Source organism: Amaricoccus tamworthensis (assembly GCF_049800875.1).
Lineage (GTDB): Bacteria > Pseudomonadota > Alphaproteobacteria > Rhodobacterales > Rhodobacteraceae > Amaricoccus > Amaricoccus tamworthensis.
Genome location: NZ_JBNAFV010000008.1, coordinates 75,148 through 96,662, shown reverse-complemented (window position 1 = coordinate 96,662; position 21,515 = coordinate 75,148). Strand labels below are relative to the sequence as shown.

Sequence of the window (21,515 nt, the reverse complement as noted above, 5' to 3'; positions counted from 1 at the left end):
CCACACGACACTGAAGAAGGGTTCTCGCCTGGTGGTTTACGAATCCAATTTCACCGTTCGGGTCGACAACCATTGCCGGACCGAAGAATCCGGCTACCGCTCCCTTTCCGGGATTATGCCAATCAGCAAAATTTCTGATATTCGTAAGCATTATTATTCCGGCCGCCCCCGACAAGTCCCGCATTGGAATTACCGGTGTCACGTCAAGAATTGGTTATCAGCATGTACCAGGGGGTACGGAATATCTCTTTGTTTTATCTATAATTGATAGTGCCGCGTCCCGGTTTTACGGACACGCGGCACTATCGCAGTTCAGCCAAAGAAATGGCGGGACAGGGGAGGTAAAACCCTTGCCCGGTTGGGTCAGGCGCTTTCCGCCTCCGGTTCATCGCTCAGCGGATGATCCAGACGGCTCAGCATTTCCTTCGGTGCAACCTGGCGGAAGTTCCGAACCTCCTCATCCCAGTGGAGAAGAATTTTCACCGCACGCGGGCTTCCCGTTTCCTCCACATGGCGCTCAATCAAGGATTTAAGCCGTCCCTCCCAAACCGCCGAACCGATTGGCACGGAGATGATGGATTCCATGTTCATCCGCTCGTCGGATTCCCCTTCCGGATCATACAGGAAGGCCATACCGCCGGTCATACCCGCACCGAAGTTGTCACCGATGCGACCCAGAATAACCGTCGTGCCGCCTGTCATGTACTCGCAACCGTTGGAGCCGCAGCCCTCAACAACCACACTTGCACCCGAGTTACGGACACAAAACCGCTCACCGGCCCGGCCATTGGCGAACAGATACCCACCAGTCGCGCCATAGAGCACCGTATTGCCGATGATGGCGTTGTTTTCCGGCACCAGCGGCGACCCGAGCGGTGGCCGCACGACAATCGTGCCGCCCGACAGGCCCTTACCGACATAGTCGTTGGCCTCACCCATCACCTCGATCTTCAGTCCAGGAGCCGCAAATGCCCCCAGCGCCTGACCGGCCGAACCGGCCAGTTTGATGGTCAGGTGATCGGGCTGCAGGTTGTGATCACGCATCCCAAACCGGCTGATGATGTGGCTCGACACGCGCGTACCCACCGAGCGGTGCGTGTTCTGCACCGTGTAGGACAGCTGCATCTTCTCACCATCCTTAAAGAACGGATCGGCGTCAGCCACGATCTGCGCGTCCAGCGTATCCGGCACGGCCTGACGTTCGGTAGGCCGCACACCCGTGCGTGCACCCTCGTCGATGTTGATCAGCAGCGGGTTCAGGTCGAGATCATCCAGGTGTTCCGCTCCACGGCTGACCTGCGCCAGCAGATCCGCACGACCGATGACCTCACTGAGGCTGGTCGCCCCAACGCTGGCCAGAACCTCCCGGACCTCCTCGGCATAGAAGCTGATGAGGTTTACGACCTTGTCCGCGGTCCCGGTGAACTTCTTGCGCAGTTCGGGATCCTGAACACAGACGCCAACCGGGCAGGTGTTCGACTGGCACTGCCGCACCATGATGCAGCCCATCGCGATCAGCGCGGCTGTACCAATACCAAACTCCTGCGCGCCCAGCATTGCCGCGATCACGATGTCCCGCCCCGTACGCAGCCCGCCATCGGTCCGCAGAACCACACGGTTACGCAGATTGTTGACCGTCAGAACCTGATGCGCTTCCGACAGGCCCATCTCCCAGGGCAGGCCGGCGAACTTGATCGACGTCATCGGCGACGCGCCAGTGCCACCATTGTGGCCCGAAATCAGGATCACGTCGGCCTTGGCCTTCGCCACACCGGCGGCAATGGTGCCAACACCTGACTGGCTGACCAGCTTCACGCAAACCTTGGCCCGCGGGTTGATCTGCTTGAGATCATAGATCAGCTGCGCCAGATCCTCGATCGAATAGATGTCATGGTGCGGCGGCGGCGAAATCAGCGTCACGCCCGGCGTCGAATGCCGCAGGCGCGCGATCAGTTCCGTGACCTTGATCCCAGGTAGCTGTCCGCCCTCACCAGGCTTCGCACCCTGGGCAACCTTAATTTCAAGTTCCTCACAGTTGTTGAGGTACTCCGCCGTGACACCAAAACGGCCCGACGCCACCTGCTTGATCTTCGCGCTGGCGTTGTCGCCATTGGGCATCGGAATGAAATGCGCCGGATCCTCACCGCCCTCGCCACTGTCGGATTTCGCACCGATGCGGTTCATGGCAATGTTGAGCGTCTTGTGCGCCTCCGGGCTTAGCGCCCCCAGCGACATGCCCGGCGTCACAAAGCGTTTGCGGATCGCGGTGATGCTCTCCACTTTCGAAAGCGGCACCGGCTTTTCCCGCGGCTGAAAGTCGAGCAGATCACGCAGATGGATCGGCGGAGCCGACCGCATGGCGGCGGAATATTTTTTCCAAAGCTCATACGATCCGCGGTCACACGCGGCCTGAAGCATGTGCATCTTCTGCGCTTCCCAGGCATGGGATTCGCCCGACCGCCGCGCCTTGTAAAAGCCACCAATGGGCAGGATCGCATCACCCATCCAGCCTTTGGAGTGGATTTTCTCGACCTGCTCCTGAACACCGGAAACCCCGATGCCCGAGATACGGCTGATCATGCCGGGGAAGTACTCGTGAACCATGGCCCGGGAAAGCCCCACGGCCTCGAAGTTCAGACCGCCCCGATAGGAGGAGATCACCGAAATGCCCATCTTGGACATGATCTTGAGCAGACCCTGGTCCACCGCCTCACGGAACCGGGCCACAGCCGTGGTCAGGTCCGAGTCGATCAGGCCACGCCGGACGCGGTCCGCAATCGAATCCTCCGCGAGATAGGCGTTCACCGTCGTCGCACCACAGCCGATCAAAACGGCGAAGTAATGAGGATCAACACATTCCGCCGAGCGTACGTTGATCGAGGTAAACGTGCGCAGACCCTTGCGCGTCAGCCACGAATGCACCGCGCTCGTCGCGAGGATCATCGGCATGCCGATCTTGTCCGCGCTCTGGTGGTGATCCGTCATTACGATGTGGTTTGCACCGGCCCGCACGGCCTGTTCAGCCTCATTACGGATACGTGCCAGACCGTCCTGAAGGGCATTCGGGCCGGCACCAACGGGGAAAGTACAGTCAATCTCGACCGCATCCATGCCCTCCTGCTCAGCCAGATAGGCGAACCGGGCGTTCGACAGGAACGGGCTTTCAAGCGTCAGAATATTGGTCTGGCTGTTGTCCTCATCCAGCACGTTGTTCAGGTTGCCGAACCGCGTCTTGAGGCTCATCACCCGGTTTTCGCGCAGACTGTCAATCGGCGGGTTGGTCACCTGGCTGAAGTTCTGGCGGAAATAGTGGCTCAACGGCCGGTAGGTTTTGGACAGAACCGCTGACGGCGTGTCATCCCCCATTGATCCGATGGTTTCCTTGCCGTCCTCGGCCATGGCCGAAATGACGACCTCCAGTTCCTCAACCGAATATCCGGCCGCAATCTGACGGCGGCGCAGTTCCGGCCCCTCAAAGAGCGCATATTCCTCGATACCAAGCGTAGCGTTCTCCACGTCGGTCACGGAGGTGATCCATTCGCCAAACGGCTGCGACGCGGCCAGGCGGTCCTTGATATCAGTGTCGTGGTAGAGTTTGCCCTCGGCCATATCCACGGCGATCAGCTGACCCGGTCCAAGTGCGCCCTTTTCAACCACCGTGCTCTCATCCGACGGCACCATGCCCGCCTCGGAACCGGCGATCAGCAGACCCTCACCCGTCACAACATAGCGCATCGGGCGCAGGCCGTTCCGGTCCAGACCGCCACACACCCACCTGCCATCCGTCATGGCAAGCGCGGCCGGACCGTCCCAGGGTTCCATGACCGAGTTGGAATAGGCGTACATGTCCACCCAGGCCTGCGGCATCCGCGTGGCAAATTTCGACCAGGCTTCCGGTACCAGAATGGTTTTCGCCATCGGCGCGGACCGTCCCGCGCGCACCAGCACCTCAAACACGTTGTCGAGTGCTGCGGAGTCCGACGACCCGGCAGCAACGATAGGCTTAATATCCTCGGCCAGATGTCCAAAATAATCCGAAGACATGCGGATCTCGTGACTTTTCAGCCAGTTGAGGTTGCCCTTCAGCGTGTTGATTTCGCCGTTATGTGCGAGCATGCGGAACGGCTGTGCCAGCCACCAGCGTGGGAAGGTGTTGGTTGAATACCGCTGGTGGTAGATCGCGAAAGCACTCTCGAACCGCTCATCCTTGAGGTCCGGATAAAAGACCGAAACATCCTCGGCCAGCATCATGCCCTTGTAGATGATCGACCGGCAGGACAGCGAACAGATGTAGAAGTCCTTCATCGACGCCGTGGCTTTTTCGATCCGCCGCCGGATCACGTAAAGCTCACGCTCGAACTTCTCGTCATCCAGCCCCTTGTGATTGGAGATCAGGATCTGCTCAATTTCCGGGCGTGTGGCGTTGGCTTTTTCGCCGAGGCAGGAAATATCCACCGGCACGTGCCGCCAGCCATAGATTTTGTGCCCCATGCGCAGAACCTCGTTCTCAACGATGGTCCGCGCCACTTCCTGTGCGCCGAAGTCATTGCGGGGCAGGAAGATCATGCCAACCGCAAGTCCGCTTTCGTGCGGCTCGTGGCCTGTGCGCCGGATCTGGTCCTCAAAAAACGGAACAGGGATCTGAACATGGATGCCGGCGCCGTCACCGGTTTTTCCGTCCGCATCAACCGCTCCGCGATGCCAGATGGCCTGCAGCGCCTGAATGCCCGATTCCACCACAGACCGGCTCGGTTTTCCGTCCACAGCCACCACCAGACCCACGCCACAGGAGGAATGCTCCTGTTCCGGATGGTACATGCCCTTTTCCGCCAGCGCTTCGAACTCCGCTTCCTTGCGGGCGACCCAGGCTTCATCATATTTTGTCATTGCGTCGTCTCCTCGGCTGGCGATGCAAACTGGGCCACTACTTCGGCCTCGGTCATCGTTGGGCGGCTTCCCTCAAAGGCAAAGCAGCCCGGCTTGCGGTCGATAAAAATTTCACTCTCAAAGTCGAACGCGTCGGGGTTTTCCAAAGTCCCAAGCGCCAGATGCGTATCGCCCTGGTTCGGACCTTCCGCCGTCACGCGGTAATACAGGTTGCCGCCACAGGCATCGCACCATGCCCGCTCGGCCCACTCGGAAGAGGCAAGGCTGCGAATGCGGTCCGCCCCGGTCAGTACGGTAAACTCACCCGGGGTCAGGTGAACTCCCGTAAACATCGAGCCGGTCCAGGCGCGGCACATGCCACAGTGACAGGCATCAAAGGTCATTTTGGACGGACGGGCCTCAAAGGTCACCGCGCCGCACATGCATTGCCCTTTCATTTCGGTCCCCACTGTTGCTTGGCTCCTCCGGCTGGTTTCCGGATGTGAGCTGGCTCACTTGCTTTATTCCCGGTGTCGTTCACCGGGCCCGCGAAGCACCCGGTTCGGTCCCTGTCGCGGATATTTTCCGTGTTTTGGCTCCCGGTTGGCCGGGTGCCGTCCCCGTAATTAGTCTATTCCGCCGCGATACCGGCGGAACGGCTTGCCAGATACTCAAGAATGCTGTCCGCCGCCTCACGTCCGTCCCGGATTGCCCAGACCACCAGGCTCGCGCCGCGCACGATGTCACCCGCGGCATATACACCTTCGAGCGCCGTGGCATGGGTGCGGAAATCCGTGCGGATCGTACCCCAACGGGACACTTCCAGTTCCGGCGTATCCCAAAGCGTCGGCAGGTCTTCCGGCTCAAAGCCAAGCGCCTTGATGACCAGATCCGCGTCTTCCGTGTAATCGGCATCCGGAATCTCTTCCGGCGACTGACGGCCCGAGGGATCGGGCGCACCAAGACGCATTTTTGCCACCCGGACGCCGGCTACGCTGTCGTCACCGGTGAAACCCTTGGGCGAGGTCAGCCACGCAAACTGCACGCCTTCCTCCTCGGCATTTGCAACTTCCCGCTGACTGCCCGGCATGTTGGAGCGGTCGCGGCGATAGAGACAGGTTACGCTCTTCGCGTCCTGCCGGATCGCTGTCCGCACGCAGTCCATCGCCGTGTCGCCGCCGCCAATAACCACGACGCGCTTGCCTTCCGCGTTCAATTCACCGCTCTCAAATTCGGCCACCTCGTCGCCAAGGCTTTTGCGGTTGGATGCGGTCAAATAGTCAATCGCCTTCACGATCCCGGGCAGTCCAGCACCAGGCCCGCCGAGGTCACGCGACCTGTAAACACCCGTCGCGATCAGAACGCAGTCATGCTTTTCGCGGATTTCGGCAAAGCTGATGTCCTCACCGACGGTGCAGTTCATCTGAAATGTCACGCCACCTGCCTCAAGCTGCTCGTTCCGGCGCAGAACCACGTCCTTCTCAAGCTTGAAGCCGGGAATACCATACATAAGCAACCCGCCGGACCGATCGTACCGGTCGTAAACCGTCACCTGAATGCCCGCGCGCCGCAATGCATCCGCCGCGGCCAGTCCGCCGGGGCCCGCACCAATGATGCCGACGCTTTCCTCGCGCTCAACGGCCGGTTTCGGCGGCTCAACCCAGCCCTCTTCCCAGGCGGTGTCGGTGATGTATTTCTCAACCGCGCCGATAGTCACCGTGCCGTGGCCGGACTGTTCGATAACGCAGTTGCCTTCGCAAAGCCGGTCCTGGGGACAGATGCGGCCGCAGATCTCCGGGAAGGTATTGGTCGCCTGGCTGATCTGGTAGGCCTCACGCAGCCGACCCTCGGCGGTCAGTTTCAGCCAGTCAGGGATATTGTTGTGCAGCGGGCAGTGCGTCTGACAGAAGGGCACGCCACACTGAGAGCAGCGCGACGCCTGTTCAGCGGCTTTTTCCTCGGCAAATTCCCTGTAAATCTCGTTGAAATCCTCACGACGCACGTCGGCTTCACGCTTCACCGGCATGTCCCGCGAGATCTTCGTAAATTTCAGCATTGGTTGCCGCGCCATTTATCCCCTCCTGAAGGGTCGCAATCCCTGGAGCATGCTTATTAAAACATTAACCTCGACAATGAAAGTCACTAATGCTGACATATATTGGTAATATCCTCGACTTATGCTGCTCCATGAGCCATTATTTTCGGGAAAATAGGTCCGGTATGTTACCTATTCCATGTCTTACGGTCGAATCGGGACCCCGGTATGGTCGCGCAAATTCGAATCAATTCAATAGCGGGGTGCGATGTCCCTTTTTCAGTTAGCCATCCTCGCCATTGTGCAGGGTGTTACCGAGTTCCTTCCAGTATCCTCATCCGGACATCTTATACTGCTCCCCAAACTCCTCGGCTCCGTGGACCAGGGTCTCGCCCTGGACGTCGCCGTCCATGTGGGCACTTTGGGTGCGGTAATAATGTATTTCCGCGCGGACGTCGTGCGCATCTGGCACGGCTGTATCGACATCATGCGCGGAAAACTGAAAACCGACAATGCCCGTCTCGCCTTTCTGTTGGCCATTGCGACCGTTCCGGTGGTCGTCATCGGCCTGATCCTGAAGGTCACCGGCACTACGGAGCTCCTCCGCTCCATGAAAGTGATCGGCTGGACCATGCTGGTGTTCGGGGTTGTTCTCTACTGGGCCGACAAAAAGGGCCCGACCGTGAAAACCGAAGGGGACTGGAACCTGCGGGACGCAATCATCTTTGGCCTGTGGCAGGCCGTCGCCCTCCTGCCAGGCACCTCGCGGTCCGGCATCACAATCACTGCCAGCCGGTTCCTCGGCTACGACCGCACCGATGGCGCAAAGATCGCCATGCTCATGTCGATCCCGACCATCATCGCCTCCGGCGTGCTCCTGGGTGCCGACGTCGTATCCGAGGCGAACTGGCAAACCGCCCGTGACGGAGCAATCGGAGCCGTGCTCGCATTCATTGCCGCCTTCCTGGCGCTGTCCCTGATGATGCGTCTGCTGCGCAGCGTCAGCTACACCCCTTACGTGATCTACCGTGTCATTCTCGGCGTTATCATCCTCGGAATCGCCTACACCGCCTGAGCCGATTACTGGCTGCGCAAATTCTCCGCCGACGCGGTAATCGCGTCGTACTGGCCATGCGGTCGGAAGGAATAGAGATACCCGGGCAGCACCGTCTCCATTGAGGTCGCCTCCATGCCGAGGTCGCTGAAGCCTTTGGCCCCCTCAGCCACCACATTGTCGGACTGGAGCATGACAACCTGATCCTGCGTCAGTATTTTGTTGGTAATAACGTCAAACGAGGCACGCTGCACGAAATCCAGCACCTTCGCCTGAAGCCGCGCCATACCAAGTGGAACCGCAATGACGAACCGTTTGCGCTCGATCACCTCAAACATCCGCTGCATCAGTTCCCGGAACGTCTCAACATCCGGCCCGCCGAGCTCATAAACCCCGGGTGAAACAGGCTCCATCACCGCCTTGACGGCCGCGGCCGCCACATCATCCACGTAAACCGGCTGAAATTTCGTGTCGGGGCTTACCACAGGCAGGAACGGGCTGATCCGCGCCATCGAGGCGAACCGGTTGAAAAACTCGTCCTCGGTGCCGAACACAACCGAAGGCCGCAGGATCACCGCCGCGGGGTAGGCCGAAGTGACGGCCTCTTCCCCGGCCGCCTTGGCCCGGGCATATCCACTCTCAGAGTCCGCGTCCGCACCGATGGCTGACACATGCACCAGCCGGCGAATGTTCTCCTCCGCCGCAATTCGGGCGATCCGACCCGCGCCCTCGGCCAGCAGCGGCTCGAATTTCTGTTTCCCAGCCTCAACCAGGATACCGACGCAGTTGATAACCGCGTCCGCCCCGAGAATCGCCGCGCGGGTGGAGGCGTCGTCTCGAATGTTGGCCTGAACCGGTTCAACCTGGCCCACAACACCATATGGCCGGACGAACAGGGCCTCGTCTGGACGGCGCACCGCCACGCGAACCCGGTAACCGGCCCGCGCCAGTCTCTGGGTGACATACCGACCGACAAAACCTGAACCACCAAACACGGTGACAATGGGGGCGTAACCGGACATGCGCAAAACTCCCTGAAACTGGACCTGTCCTACATAAGAGTAACCCGCGCGCAGGACAAGGAAAACGCGGCCTGCCGCGCTTCGTAAAAGACCGCGTTTTGATCAAATTCGCTCGAATTCCTGCTGGCGAACCGGCATTTCCGCGTTCAGATGCCCGCAAATCCAGACCGGATGTAGTGAAGTTGTTGATCCCAAAGGCTTGCCTAATCCACGCCACCTGCGTAACTCACCGCCTGGGCTGGCCACTCCCGGTAGCCCTGTCTATGCGCCGCGCCGCGGTTGTGATACGTATCCGGCCCTCACCGGTCGATCTAATGGAATGCCATGACTGAAACCGATCTGGTAATTTTTGACTGTGACGGCTGTCTGATCGACAGCGAAATGATCAGTGGCCGCATGTTGATTTCCGCTCTGTCCGAGCGGGGCGTCGACGTCGACATTGCCTATTTCGCGAAACATTTTCTCGGTCGGAGCTACCCGGTCGTCATGGCCCAGATCCGCGACGAGTTTAATCTCGAACTGCCACCGGAATTCGAGGATCAGTACCGCGCCGACCTGCTCGCGGCATTCGAGAACGAGCTTCGCATCATGCCTGGCGTGCGCGAAGTCATAGAGGCATTGAACGTGCCCACCTGCGTTGCCACCAGTTCCAGCCCGGCCCGCGCCCGGCGGTCCCTCGAAATCGTTGGTCTCGATGATCTGTTTGGCGATCGGGTCTGGACGGCTTCCCAGGTCAGTCGCGGTAAACCCGCACCCGACCTCTTTCTCTTCGCCGCCGATCAGATGGGCGTCGACCCGGCCCGAACCGTTGTGATTGAGGACAGCTCGAACGGCCTGCGGGCCGGTCTCGCGGCAGGCATGAAGGTCTGGCACTTCACCGGCGGAAGCCACCTTGAAACCGTTGATTTTGAGGTGGAAGGTTTCCCCGTCCCCCATCACCGGTTCACCAGCTTCACTGAATTCTTTGAACTCGAACCCGACCTTAAGCGTAATGGGGAGATTCGTTGAGCAGTCAGAAACAGACCGAAACTGAAATATCCCAACTGGATGAGGCCGCCCGTGCGGCCTGGCTCTATTATGTTGGCGGCAAAACCCAGGATCAGATAGCGAAGGAACTGGGCATCTCCCGTCAGCGGGCGCAGCGTCTGGTCTCCCGCGCCGTTGCCGAGGGGATCATTCATTTCCGTCTGGATCACGCCATTGGCCGCTGCCTCGAGATCGAGCGCAAACTGCGCCAGAAACATGGTCTCAAAGTATGCCGTGTCGCACCGTGGCTGGGGGAGGGGGTCGACCCCGTGCCGGGCATTGCCCCGCTTGCGGCGGTTGAGATCGAGCGCGTTCTCTCCTCAGCCGACCCGGTGACAATTGCGGTCGGAACCGGACGGACCCTTCGGGCCGCGGTTGAGGAACTGACCCGGATGGACTGCCCCCGGCATCGGCTGGTTTCGCTCAACGGCAACATCTCTCCCGATGGCTCAGCCTCCCATTACGACGTTATCATGCGAATCGGTGACCGGGTCCGGGCACCGCATTTTCCCATGCCTGTCCCGGCCGTTGCCTCCTCGAAAGAAGAAAAGCACCTGTTCCATTCCCTCAAGCCCGTTCAACGTACAATGGAACTTGCCCGCAATGCCGACGTCACATTTGTGGGCATAGGCCAGGTCGACGAAACGGCTCCGCTGGTCAAGGACGGGTTCATTACCGCTGATGAACTTGCCGAATGCCGGAAGCTCGGAGCCGCCGGGGAGATTGCTGGCTGGATATACGATGAGACTGGCAAATATCTGGATACAGGGCCAAATCTTCGCATGACGGGCCAGCGCGTTGATCCACCTCAGGACAGCCTGGTGGTCGGCGTAGCGGCTGGCGCTTCCAAGGTCCGGGCGTTTAAGTCCGCCCTGAACGGTGGGCTTGTGAACGGTCTTGTGACAGACGAGGCAACCGCAATACGACTGCTCGACTGACCCCGCACATCTTCACGAAATAAGTGCACGGTAAATTCTGCCTTGACTTATGCACGTCCATGAGTGAGCATTAGCTCAACAAGCGGGCAAATGCTCACCAACAAGATTGCAACGCTCTAGATCCATGGGAGGACTTAATGAGCATCACGAAACGCACACTTCTGTGCGCCTGCGCGGTTTCCGCGCTGTCCACGGCGGCTCTGGCCCAATCCATCACCATCGCAACAGTGAACAACGGCGACATGATCCGCATGCAGGGTCTGACCGACGAGTTCACAGCCCAGCACCCCGACATCGAGGTCAACTGGGTTACGCTTGAGGAAAACATCCTCCGCCAGAACGTCACCGTCGACATCGCCACCCAGGGTGGTCAGTACGACGTCATGACCATCGGCACCTATGAGGTTCCGATCTGGGCCAACCAGGACTGGCTCCTGCCGCTCGAGTTCAGCGAAGACTACGATGTTGATGACCTGATTGGCCCGATCCGTGATGGCCTCTCCGTGGACGGCACACTCTACGCCGCTCCGTTCTACGGCGAAAGCTCCATGGTCATGTACCGCAAGGACCTGATTGAAGCCGCCGGCCTCGAAATGCCGGACGCACCGACCTGGGACTTCATCGCTGAAGCCGCCCGCGCCATGACCAGTAAGGAAGACGAGGTTTACGGAATCTGCCTGCGTGGTAAAGCCGGTTGGGGCGAGAACATGGCGTTCCTCACCGCCACGGCCAACTCCTTCGGTGCCCGCTGGTTCGATGAAAACTGGGTTCCCCAGTTCGACTCCGAGCCGTGGAAAAACACCCTCCAGTTCTACGTTGACCTGATGCAGGAAGCGGGTCCTCCAGGATCCTCATCCAACGGCTTCAACGAAAACCTTGCGCTGTTCCAGACCGGTAAGTGCGGCATGTGGATCGATGCGACCGTTGCGGCTTCCTTCGTGACCAATGCGGATGAGAGTGATGTTGCCGACCAGGTCGGTTTCGCTTTGGCACCGGATAACGGACTTGGAAAACGCGGCAACTGGCTCTGGGCATGGTCCCTCGCCATTCCCGCAGGCTCCGACAATGCCGAAGCCGCCACCACCTTCGTTGAGTGGGCGACCTCCAAGCAGTATGCCGAACTGGTCGCCGAGAATGAGGGCTGGGCCAACGTGCCTCCAGGAACCCGGACCTCTCTCTATGAGAACTCCAACTACCAGGAAGCGGCTCCCTTCGCTCAGATGACCCTCGACAGCATCCTGTCCGCGGACCCGAAAAACCCCACGGTTGACCCGGTCCCCTACACTGGCGTGCAGTTCGTGGCGATCCCCGAGTTCCAGGCAATTGCAACGGCCGTCGGCCAGCAGTTCTCCGCGGCACTCGCCGGTACCATGTCCGTGGATGACGCCCTCGCGGCCGCCCAGGACCTGACCACCCGTGAAATGACACGCGGCGGTTACATCAAGTAAGGACGGGTTCTCCCCGGTCAGACCGGGCGCACACCAATACGTGCCCCGGTCTGGTTTCCAGAACCGATCCCGACGACCCGTCCCTCCGGACGGACCGTCAAGCAGACTACCCGCACCAACCCCAACTTTTGCAGGAGACTGACCGATGGCTACGGACCATACCCGTACGGCTGCGCGGTGGATGACGGCTCCATCCATTATCCTTCTGCTGGCATGGATGATCATCCCGCTGGCAATGACGCTTTACTTCTCCACCCTGCGCTACAATCTGCTTATGCCAGGGATGGAAATCTTCGTTGGTTTTGAGAACTACGCGTACTTTTTAACCGAGCCCGCATTCATCACCGGCTTTTTCAACACCCTGATCATGGTCGGCAGCGTCCTGTTCATCACGGTCTGTGGCGGAACTCTCCTCGCAATCCTGATGGACCAGCCCTTCTGGGGTCAGACGATCGTCCGGTTGCTGGTCATTGCACCGTTTTTCGTGATGCCGGTTGTGTCCGCACTCGTGTGGAAAAACCTGCTGATGCATCCGGTGAACGGGCTATTCGCCTTCCTGGCGCAGTCCATCGGCATGGAGCCGTTTGACTTCCTGGGGCAGGCGCCTCTCGCCTCGATCATCCTGATCGTGTCATGGCAGTGGCTGCCCTTCGCGACCCTCATCCTTCTGACCGCGCTGCAGTCCCTCGACCAGGAACAGCAGGAAGCGGCCGAAATGGACGGCGCGGGCATCTTCTCGAAGTTCTTCTACATCACCCTGCCGCACCTCTCGCGCGCAATTACGGTGGTCATCCTGATCGAGACGATCTTCCTTCTCTCGGTATTCGCGGAAATCCTCGTCACCACCAACGGTGGACCAGGCAACGCCAGCACCACGCTGACCTACCTCGTCTACGTAAAAGCCCTGCTGCAGTTCGACGTCGGATCGGCATCCGCAGGTGGCATCGTGGCGGTAATTCTTGCGAACATCGTTGCGTTCTTCCTGATCCGCATCCTTGGCAAAAACCTGGACAAGTGAGGAGCTGAAAACATGGCACGTGCCGTATCATCACGCCGTAAAATCGGCTTCACCGTCCTGGGTTGGATCGTTGGTTTCCTGATCTTCTTCCCGATCCTCTGGACCATCATCGCCAGCTTCAAGACCGAGGCCGAGGCAATCGCCGTACCACCGTCCTTCATCAACTTCGACTGGACGCTGGAAAACTACATCACCGTGAACACGCGCTCGGACTACCCGCTGCATGTGATGAACTCGGTGGTCATCTCCGTGGGTTCCACCATCCTCGCACTCTGCATCGCGATCCCCGCTGCCTGGGCTTTCGCCTTCTCGCCGACCAAACGCACCAAGGACGTTTTGATGTGGATGCTCTCCACCAAGATGCTCCCGGCCGTGGGTGTTCTGGTCCCCATCTACCTGCTCTTCAGGGACTGGGGTCTGCTCGACACCCGCACGGGTCTGGTGTTCGTCCTCTGCATGATCAACCTGCCGATCATCATCTGGATGCTCTACACCTACTTCCGTGAGATCCCGGGTGAGATTCTGGAGGCCGCCCGCATGGATGGCGCCAGCCTGCCCAAGGAAGTGGCCTATGTCCTGCTGCCGATGGCAGTGCCCGGCATCGCCTCCACCATGCTTCTGAACATCATCCTGGCATGGAACGAGGCCTTCTGGACACTCAACCTTACCGCCTCAAACGCGGCACCACTCACGGCGTTCATCGCCAGTTACTCAAGTCCCGAGGGTCTGTTCTGGGCCAAACTTTCGGCGGCCTCCACGCTGGCGATCGCTCCAATTCTCATCATGGGCTGGTTCAGCCAGAAACAACTCGTACGCGGCCTGACCTTCGGCGCAGTGAAATAGGGGAAACAAACAATGGGACAAATCAATCTCACACAGGTTCGCAAGGTCTTCGGCGCAACGGAGGTCATCCCTGGCATCGACCTGGACATCAATGAAGGCGAGTTCGTGGTCTTCGTCGGACCCTCGGGTTGCGGCAAATCCACCCTGCTGCGCCTGATTGCCGGCCTGGAGGACGTTTCCGACGGCAAAATCGAGATCGACGGCAAGGACTCCACCACGCTTCCGCCCTCCAAGCGCGGTCTCGCAATGGTGTTCCAGTCATATGCGCTCTATCCGCACATGACCGTACGCAAAAACATCGGGTTCCCGCTCAAGATGGCAGGGATGGAACCTTCGGAGATCGAGCGCAAGGTCCAGCACGCCGCCACCACGCTCAACCTGACCGACTACCTGGAACGCCGCCCTGGCGAGCTTTCCGGCGGTCAGCGCCAGCGCGTCGCCATCGGACGCTCCATCGTCCGTGAACCTGCGGCCTTCCTCTTCGACGAGCCGCTCTCCAACCTCGATGCGGCCCTGCGCGGCAACATGCGCCTGGAAATCTCCGAGCTGCACAAGTCGCTCAAGACCACCATGATCTACGTGACCCACGACCAGGTTGAGGCCATGACCATGGCGGACAAGATCGTGGTGCTCCAGGCCGGTGTGATCGAGCAGGTGGGTTCCCCCATGGAGCTCTACCGCTTCCCCTGCAACAAGTTCGTGGCCGGCTTCATCGGTTCGCCCAAGATGAACTTCATCGAGGGTCCGGCAGCGGAGCCCTACAACGCCCACACCGTTGGCGTGCGACCCGAGCATATCTCCCTGTCGAAGGAATCCGGCACCTGGCGGGGCCGGGTAGGGGTGACCGAGCATCTTGGCTCCGACACCTTCCTGCACATCCATTCGGACGCCAACAGGGAGCCGCTCAACATCCGGGCGCAGGGCGAGTTTGACGTGGCCTACGGAGACGAGATTTTCCTCACTCCCGATGAGTCCCGCATCCACCGCTTCGACGCAAACGGTCTCGCGATCCGCTAGATCCGAAATACCGACGGCGCGGCCTCCCGTCGCGCCGTTCCCGGTTTCCATTTAGGGAAGCCGTATGTATTACGGGCGAGAAAAGGGGAACTATTTGATGCAGTTATCAGCCGAAAAACTTGACAACCTCGATCCTGCAATCGCACGACCCGTCTATGACCGCAGCGCCGTCACCGCAGGCATCCTGCATGTGGGCCTCGGCAATTTCCACCGCGCGCACCAGGAGGTCTATATCGATGACCTTCTCTCCGTTGGTGGCGATCTCAGCTGGGGCATCCTCGGCGCGGGCGTCATGGCCGCCGACGCGGGAATGCGCGAGGGTCTTCTGGAGCAGGACTGCCTCTATACCCTGGTCGAGCAGGACGGTTCCGGCGACAGCGCCCGTATCATCGGCGCAATGACCGGTTTTCTCCCGGTCGAGGAGGGCCACGGCCCCATGATCGAGGCAATGGGCGATCCAGGCATCCGGATCGTCTCCCTTACCGTGACGGAGGGTGGCTACTTCATCGACGCCGCCACCGGCACGTTCGACCTGAACCACCCCATGGTTCAGGCCGACCTTGCGGCTCCGGAGTCCCCGACAACAGTGTTTGGTGCCATTGTTGCCGGACTCCGGACCCGCAGGGCTTCGGGCGAAAAGCCTTTCACCGTCATGTCCTGCGACAATGTGCCCCACAACGGCAATGTCTGCCGTGCCGCCGTGCTGGGCATCGCCAACGCCCAGGACCCCGGACTCGGCGCCTGGATCGCGGACAACGTCACCTTCCCCAACGGCATGGTCGACCGCATCACTCCCGCGACCACACCCGCCCGCGTGCAGTACCTCGCCGACAAATTCGGGGTGGAGGACAACCGCCCCGTATTCTGCGAACCGTTCATCCAGTGGGTGCTTGAGGACAACTTCACCAACGGCCGCCCCGCCCTGGAAAAGGTCGGTGTGCAGTTCGTGGAGGACGTTACTCCCTACGAGCACATGAAGATCCGCATGCTCAACGGCGGTCACGCCCTGATCGCCTATGCGGGTTCGCTCCTGGGTCACACCTACGCCCACGAGGCGATGGAGGACCCGCTGGTCTCCGGCTTCATGGAAAAGGTCGAGCGCGACGAGGTCATCACGGTATTCGATGCCGTACCGGACATGTCCCATGGCAACTATCTCAAGCTCATCATGGAACGTTTCGCCAACCCGCGGGTCGAGGACACCATCCAGCGCCTCTGCTTCGACGGCTCCAACCGCCAGCCCAAATTCATCGTGGCATCCATCGTCGACCGTCTGGCCGCGGGCCTGCCCGCATCCGGTCTGGCTCTGGCCAGCGCGCTCTGGTGCCACTACTGCGAGGGCGGTGGCGGCGAACACGCCCGCATCGAGCCGAACGACCCAGACTGGGAACACCTGCGCACAGTCGCGGCTGCCTCAACCGAGCGCCCCGCCGCGTGGCTGGAAATGTCGGAAATCTACGGCGATCTCGCCACCAACGAGGCCTTCGCCACCGAATTTGCCTCCTGGCTCACCGCCCTGCGCAGCAAGGGCGCGGCCGAAACACTTCGGGACTACCTCAGCGCCTGAAGCCCATCCGCCCGGCGGCAACGCCGGGCCGGTTCGCTACCTGACCCCGGACACCGTTTCCGAAATGATCCGGGCCAGCACGCCGCAATCTTCCACGGAAAATGTCAGCGGCAGCCGTAAATCAAACAACGTCGACAGCACCTCCTCCGACCGGGGCAGGTGCTGTTTCGGTATGTACTGCCAGGACCGGTAGTCGGAGGTAAACCCGACCGGTTCCGCCGCGCCAAACCACTTCAGCTCAACGCCCCGCTCACCCGCCTGCCGCACCAGTGCCTGACACTCATCCCGACTAAACCCCGGCACGCGAAACTGAATGGACGAGCCAACCCCGGTCTCCGCCTCCGGCCGCACCGGCAGCCGAATGGAATTGTTGCCCTCAAGGCCCGCCGCCACCGCGTCATAGCGTTCGTTCCAGCGCAGCACGTTTCGTTCCAGGCCCCTCAGCTGCGGCCGCAGAATCGCCGCCCGCAGATTGTCCATCCGCGCCGACATGTTCGGCGTCTCAAGCCGGATTTGCGCAAAAACCTCCGGCCCCGGCGCCGCACCGTGCCTTTGATGCAGCATGTAACTGCCGGACAGAATCACCGCCCGCGCGGCGAGATCCGGGTCGTCCGTGGTCAGAAACCCGCCCTCACCAGAGTTCATGTGCTTATAGGTCTGCGTCGAAAAACAGCCCGCAACGCCAAAATTCCCCGAGCGCGTCCCGTTCCACGTCGCCCCCATCGTATGGGCGCAATCCTCGATCACCTTAATTCCGGCTCCGTCCGCAATCCGCATCAGCCGGTCCATGTGACACAGATGCCCGCGCATATGCGACAGCAACAGGAACTTCGCTCCGGTCTCCTGGGCCTTCTTCTCCAGATCATCCAGGTCGAGCCGCAGGTTCTCATCAATTTCCACCAGAACCGGTACGCCGCCCACCGCTGCAATCGCACCCGGTACTGGCGCAAGCGTAAAGGCGTTGGTCAGAACCTGATCCCCGTGGATGACCCCGGACGCCCGCATCGCAATCTGCAAAGCCTGCCCGCCGGAGGCCAGCGCGATGCAGTATGTCGCACCCTGCCACTCCGCATATTCCCTCTCCAGCAGGGCCGTCTCGCCCGGATCATCGCCCGCCACGTTGTAGCGATGCAGCCGCCCGGACCGCAGAACCGCCACCGCCGCCTCTATGGCATCGTCCGGTATCGGCTCCTGCTGGGTAAAATTCCCGGTAAACCTGTCCACCATATCCGCCCCCTAGAGCCAGGCCGCGCCGCGCACGCCCGAACTGTCACCATGCATGTTCCGCACCAGCCGCGTCCTGAACCGGTCGCCAAACACATGCGGCTCAATCCGCGCGGGCACTGTCTGGTAAAGCCGCTCAACATTCGACAGCCCACCGCCCATCACAATCACATCCGGGTCGAGAATATTGACGATCAGGGCGAGTGACCGCCCCAGCCGGTCCTCAAACCGCTCCAGCGTCTCCACCGCCGCCGCGTCTCCGGCATAAGCCATCTCGATAATCTCCGGCGCCTTCGGACCTTCGCCCTCAATGCCAACCCGCCGCGCATAATCCGCGGCAAAACTCGGCCCCGACAGCCAGGCTTCGATATGACCCGGCACACCGCAGGAACACAGCGGACCCGGGCGCTCGTCATCCATCGGGGTGGGCAGGGGAATATGCCCCCATTCGCCACCGACGGCGTTGATCCCTTCAACCAGCTGCCGGTTTACGACGACCCCGCCGCCCACGCCGGTGCCAAGGATCACCCCGAACACCACCTGCCCATCCGAGCCCGCACCATCCACGGCCTCCGACAGGGCAAAACAGTTCGCGTCGTTGGCAATTTTCACCGGCAGATCGAGTGCTGCCATCAGATCCCCGCGCAGATCACGCCCATGCAGCCAGGTGGAGTTGCCCAGCGTCACATACCCCGTACTCCGGTCAACCGATCCCGGCACGCCAATTCCAACCTGTTCGATCCGCCCGCCGGCTTCCGCCTCCAGTTGGTTTCGCAGATCATGGATCGCCCTGATGCCGCCGTCATAGTCGTGTCGCGGCGTGGGAACCCGCGCCCGCGCGGCCATCTCGCCGCTCTCAGAGAGCACGACGCCCTCGATCTTGGTTCCACCGTAATCCAGTCCCAGGCGCATGGCTGCCTCCCCAAAGTGTCCCGAAGGTTTTATGTCCGGGCGGAAACCAGCGCAACGCTGCTTTCCCTCCTCTTTTCCCGGTGTTACAGGTGAAACGCCGAATTTGGGGACGTGGGCATGCTTTGGAAGCTTCCGATTTTTGGGAAAATAAGCAAAATCGGGATAACACCCCCAAAACCCGCCGGTGACCGCTCCGGCCTGACCATTACCGCCATCGTGAAAAACGAAGGACGCTATATCGGGGAATGGGCCCATTTCCACAACCGCGCCGGCGTCAGCCGCTTCGTGATCTACGACAACGGCTGCAGCGACGAGACCATGAGCATCCTGCGCGACGTGCTGCCATCGGAAAAACTCGTCACCGTACCCTGGAACCAGAGTTTCACCGACGCCCGCATGGGCCGTGAGATTCACAACCAGGTGCTCGCCTATGCCCATGCTGCACGCAATTTCGGCTCAACCTGCCGCTGGATGGCCTTCATCGATGTGGACGAATTTTTGATTCCCAAAAGCGCGCTGAACCTCAACGATGCGCTCCAACACCTGCGCGACGTCCGCTCCATCTCGCTGCCATGGCACATGTTTGGCCGCTCCGGCCACATGAAACGTCCCGCCGGTGGCGTTCTACGCAACTACAGAATGCGGGCCTCCGACCCCATGAGTGACCTGCGCGGGGTGCGGGCCTTCAAATGCATCGTTGATCCCTGTCACCTGACCGGCGTGCGCGTCCATTCCATGGAGGTCGATGGCAGCGACGACACCTGTAACGACCAGGGCAAGTGTTTCTCCGCCGAGGACCGTGAAAAGCCGAAGTTCTACTCCGCCCATGACATACAGCTGAACCACTACTACACCCGCTCCGAGGAGGAGCTAGCCGCCAAAATCGGCCGTGGCCCCAACCTGCTGGCCAAAACCTCCGAATACGAGCGCAAGGTGCGCCGCACCGTCGCCAACATCGAAAAGAACCAGGTCGAGGATACCGCGGCACTGGACTACTTCGCCCGGATCGGGTGGGAATAGGCCCATGCGTACCGAGGTCGTCATCACAACCTATAACAGCATAGGCCCCCTGATACTGTGTTTGACCTCCGTTGCGCGGCAAAACCATATCCCCGACAGCATCTGCATCGCGGATGACGGCTCCGGCCCCGAAACCCGGGCTGCCGTCGACGCCTTCCAGGCCGACCACCCAAACCTCTCCATCCGCCACGTCTGGCACGAGGATAACGGCTTCGAAAAAGCCGCCATCCTGAACAAAGCCATCGGCAGTTCAGAGGCCGATTTCCTGTTCTTCATCGACGGCGACGTGATGATCCACCCGGTCTTCTTCGCGCGCCACCTCGAGGTCTCGAAACCCGGCCAGTTCAGCACCGGCAGCCTCATCCGCCTCGACGAGAAAACCACCGCCTCCGTTACCGCTGACATGATCGAGGACGGCACGGTGTTCGACCCCAAATGGATGAAGGAGAACGGCGTTTTTAACCGCTTCGGCACCTGGCTCAAATCCATGCCCTTTCCCGGACCGGTCATGCGTTTTCTCGACGTGGCAACCCCGGTCCAAAAGGCGCTCTGCGGCGCGAACGCGGCCATGTACCGCGAGGACGCCCTGCGCGTGAACGGCTTTGACGAGCGCATCAAATACGGCGGCGTGGACAAGGAATTCGGCGTCCGCCTCATCAACGCCGATGTCGCCGGCCGCCATGTCCGCTATACCGCGCCACTGGTCCATCTCGACCACCCGCGCGGCTACAAGGACCCCGAAAAGATCAAAAAACACAAGAGCATGATAAAATCGGTCCGCAAAAACCGCACGACCTGGACGGAATACGGCATCGACAAACTGGCGGAGGCGGAATGACCCAGGCGGGCGAAGGCGTAATCTACGTGGCCACCGGCGCACCCCATACCGAAGCCGCCCGGCTGTCCGCCGCGTCCCTGCGCGAAAACAGTCCCGGTCTGCCCATCGCCATTTTCACCGACCAGGCCGATCCCGGCGACGTTTTCGACCAGGTTTTGCCCATTGAGAACGCCCACGCCCGGTCCAAGGTCGACTGCCTGCGTCGCACGCCCTTCGACCGCACGCTCTATGTGGACACCGACACGCGGATCGTCGCCGATCTCGGTGACATGATGCGCCTGCTCGACAAGTTCGAATTTGCCATCGCCCACCGCCGCCGCAAACCCAACCGCAGCCGCGAAATGGTCTGGCGGCACCGCCCGCCTGAGGCGTTTCCCGAACTCAACAGCGGGGTGATGCTCTACGCCCGGACCCCCCGCATGATGGGCTTTTTCGACCAGTGGAGCGCGGCCTATGCCGAGGCCGGCTTCGGCGCCGACCAGATCACCCTGCGTGAACTCCTCTGGGTCAGCGATCTTCATTTCACCATATTACCCGCGCGGTACAACACGCGCAGCTACCGGCTGATCGACCGTCTTTTTTCTCGCGATACTGATCCGGTCATTCTCCATCTCAACCGCTACCATCCAACCAAAAAATCCCGCCTGAACAAACTGCTCAGCGCGGCCGGACTGTCACGGGGCTGAC

17 protein-coding genes are annotated in these 21,515 nt (G+C 60.7%); 11 read left to right on the top strand and 6 right to left on the bottom strand.

The annotated features are described in order from the left end of the window. Positions 1–363: 363 nt before the first annotated feature. The 3 genes from gltB to ACP15P_RS13875 all read right to left on the bottom strand — a co-directional run bounded on the left by gltB (position 364) and on the right by ACP15P_RS13875 (position 6,937). Positions 364–4,887 carry a glutamate synthase large subunit gene (gltB, locus tag ACP15P_RS13885; protein ID WP_424929074.1) on the bottom strand — a complete coding sequence of 1,508 codons (4,524 nt, stop codon included), beginning with the start codon at positions 4,885–4,887 and terminating at the stop codon, positions 364–366. After that, positions 4,884–5,324 (bottom strand): GFA family protein, encoded by a 441-nt coding sequence (locus ACP15P_RS13880; protein ID WP_424929073.1) that lies wholly within the window; start codon positions 5,322–5,324, stop codon positions 4,884–4,886. The genes gltB and ACP15P_RS13880 overlap by 4 nt, the downstream gene beginning before the upstream one ends. A 173-nt stretch (positions 5,325–5,497) precedes the next feature. Further along, positions 5,498–6,937, bottom strand: coding sequence for an NAD(P)-dependent oxidoreductase (locus ACP15P_RS13875; protein WP_424929072.1), 1,440 nt, complete (start codon positions 6,935–6,937; stop codon positions 5,498–5,500). A gap of 232 nt (positions 6,938–7,169) precedes the next feature. On the opposite strand from ACP15P_RS13875, the gene ACP15P_RS13870 reads away from it, so the two are divergent. After that, on the top strand, positions 7,170–7,976 hold the full coding sequence (locus tag ACP15P_RS13870) for an undecaprenyl-diphosphate phosphatase (protein ID WP_424929071.1): 807 nt from the start codon (positions 7,170–7,172) through the stop codon (positions 7,974–7,976). 5 nt (positions 7,977–7,981) lie between these two features. Here ACP15P_RS13870 and ACP15P_RS13865 read toward each other — a convergent pair whose 3' ends face one another. Next, the gene (locus ACP15P_RS13865; RefSeq protein ID WP_424929070.1) at positions 7,982–8,977 is read right to left on the bottom strand and encodes a complex I NDUFA9 subunit family protein; all 996 of its coding nucleotides are present in this window, start codon (positions 8,975–8,977) and stop codon (positions 7,982–7,984) included. Between the two features lie 324 nt (positions 8,978–9,301). Here ACP15P_RS13865 and ACP15P_RS13860 point away from each other — a divergent pair, with 324 nt between their 5' ends. The 7 genes from ACP15P_RS13860 to ACP15P_RS13830 all read left to right on the top strand — a co-directional run bounded on the left by ACP15P_RS13860 (position 9,302) and on the right by ACP15P_RS13830 (position 16,834). Then, positions 9,302–9,985 (top strand): HAD family hydrolase, encoded by a 684-nt coding sequence (locus ACP15P_RS13860; protein ID WP_424929069.1) that lies wholly within the window; start codon positions 9,302–9,304, stop codon positions 9,983–9,985. After that, positions 9,982–10,941, top strand: coding sequence for a sugar-binding transcriptional regulator (locus tag ACP15P_RS13855; protein ID WP_424929068.1), 960 nt, complete (start codon positions 9,982–9,984; stop codon positions 10,939–10,941). The genes ACP15P_RS13860 and ACP15P_RS13855 overlap by 4 nt, the downstream gene beginning before the upstream one ends. Before the next feature lie 137 nt (positions 10,942–11,078). Continuing rightward, positions 11,079–12,389: an ABC transporter substrate-binding protein gene (locus ACP15P_RS13850; protein ID WP_424929067.1), complete on the top strand. Its 1,311-nt coding sequence runs from the start codon at positions 11,079–11,081 to the stop codon at positions 12,387–12,389. A 145-nt stretch (positions 12,390–12,534) separates the two neighbouring features. Continuing rightward, the gene (locus ACP15P_RS13845) at positions 12,535–13,407 is read left to right on the top strand and encodes a carbohydrate ABC transporter permease (RefSeq protein WP_424929066.1); all 873 of its coding nucleotides are present in this window, start codon (positions 12,535–12,537) and stop codon (positions 13,405–13,407) included. A 12-nt stretch (positions 13,408–13,419) separates the two neighbouring features. Beyond that, positions 13,420–14,250: a carbohydrate ABC transporter permease gene (locus ACP15P_RS13840; protein ID WP_424929065.1), complete on the top strand. Its 831-nt coding sequence runs from the start codon at positions 13,420–13,422 to the stop codon at positions 14,248–14,250. 12 nt (positions 14,251–14,262) lie between these two features. After that, entirely contained in the window at positions 14,263–15,267 is a 1,005-nt protein-coding gene (locus tag ACP15P_RS13835; protein ID WP_424929064.1) for an ABC transporter ATP-binding protein, read from the top strand. 97 nt (positions 15,268–15,364) lie between these two features. After that, complete coding sequence (locus tag ACP15P_RS13830) at positions 15,365–16,834, top strand: mannitol dehydrogenase family protein (RefSeq protein ID WP_424929063.1); 1,470 nt, start codon at positions 15,365–15,367, stop codon at positions 16,832–16,834. Between the two features lie 36 nt (positions 16,835–16,870). Here ACP15P_RS13830 and ACP15P_RS13825 read toward each other — a convergent pair whose 3' ends face one another. Further along, positions 16,871–18,061, bottom strand: a complete 1,191-nt coding sequence (locus ACP15P_RS13825) for a DegT/DnrJ/EryC1/StrS family aminotransferase (protein WP_424929062.1) — start codon at positions 18,059–18,061, stop codon at positions 16,871–16,873. Positions 18,062–18,070: 9 nt separating this feature from the next. Continuing rightward, positions 18,071–18,970, bottom strand: coding sequence for an ROK family protein (locus ACP15P_RS13820; RefSeq protein WP_424929061.1), 900 nt, complete (start codon positions 18,968–18,970; stop codon positions 18,071–18,073). A gap of 117 nt (positions 18,971–19,087) precedes the next feature. Here ACP15P_RS13820 and ACP15P_RS13815 point away from each other — a divergent pair, with 117 nt between their 5' ends. Genes ACP15P_RS13815 through ACP15P_RS13805 form a run of 3 tightly spaced genes read left to right on the top strand, consistent with a single transcriptional unit; the run spans position 19,088 to position 21,514 of the window. Further along, complete coding sequence (locus tag ACP15P_RS13815; RefSeq protein ID WP_424929060.1) at positions 19,088–19,990, top strand: glycosyltransferase family 92 protein; 903 nt, start codon at positions 19,088–19,090, stop codon at positions 19,988–19,990. Positions 19,991–19,994: 4 nt separating this feature from the next. Further along, on the top strand, positions 19,995–20,828 hold the full coding sequence (locus ACP15P_RS13810) for a glycosyltransferase (protein WP_424929059.1): 834 nt from the start codon (positions 19,995–19,997) through the stop codon (positions 20,826–20,828). Continuing rightward, positions 20,825–21,514, top strand: coding sequence for a hypothetical protein (locus ACP15P_RS13805; RefSeq protein ID WP_424929058.1), 690 nt, complete (start codon positions 20,825–20,827; stop codon positions 21,512–21,514). The genes ACP15P_RS13810 and ACP15P_RS13805 overlap by 4 nt, the downstream gene beginning before the upstream one ends. Position 21,515: the final 1 nt, after the last annotated feature.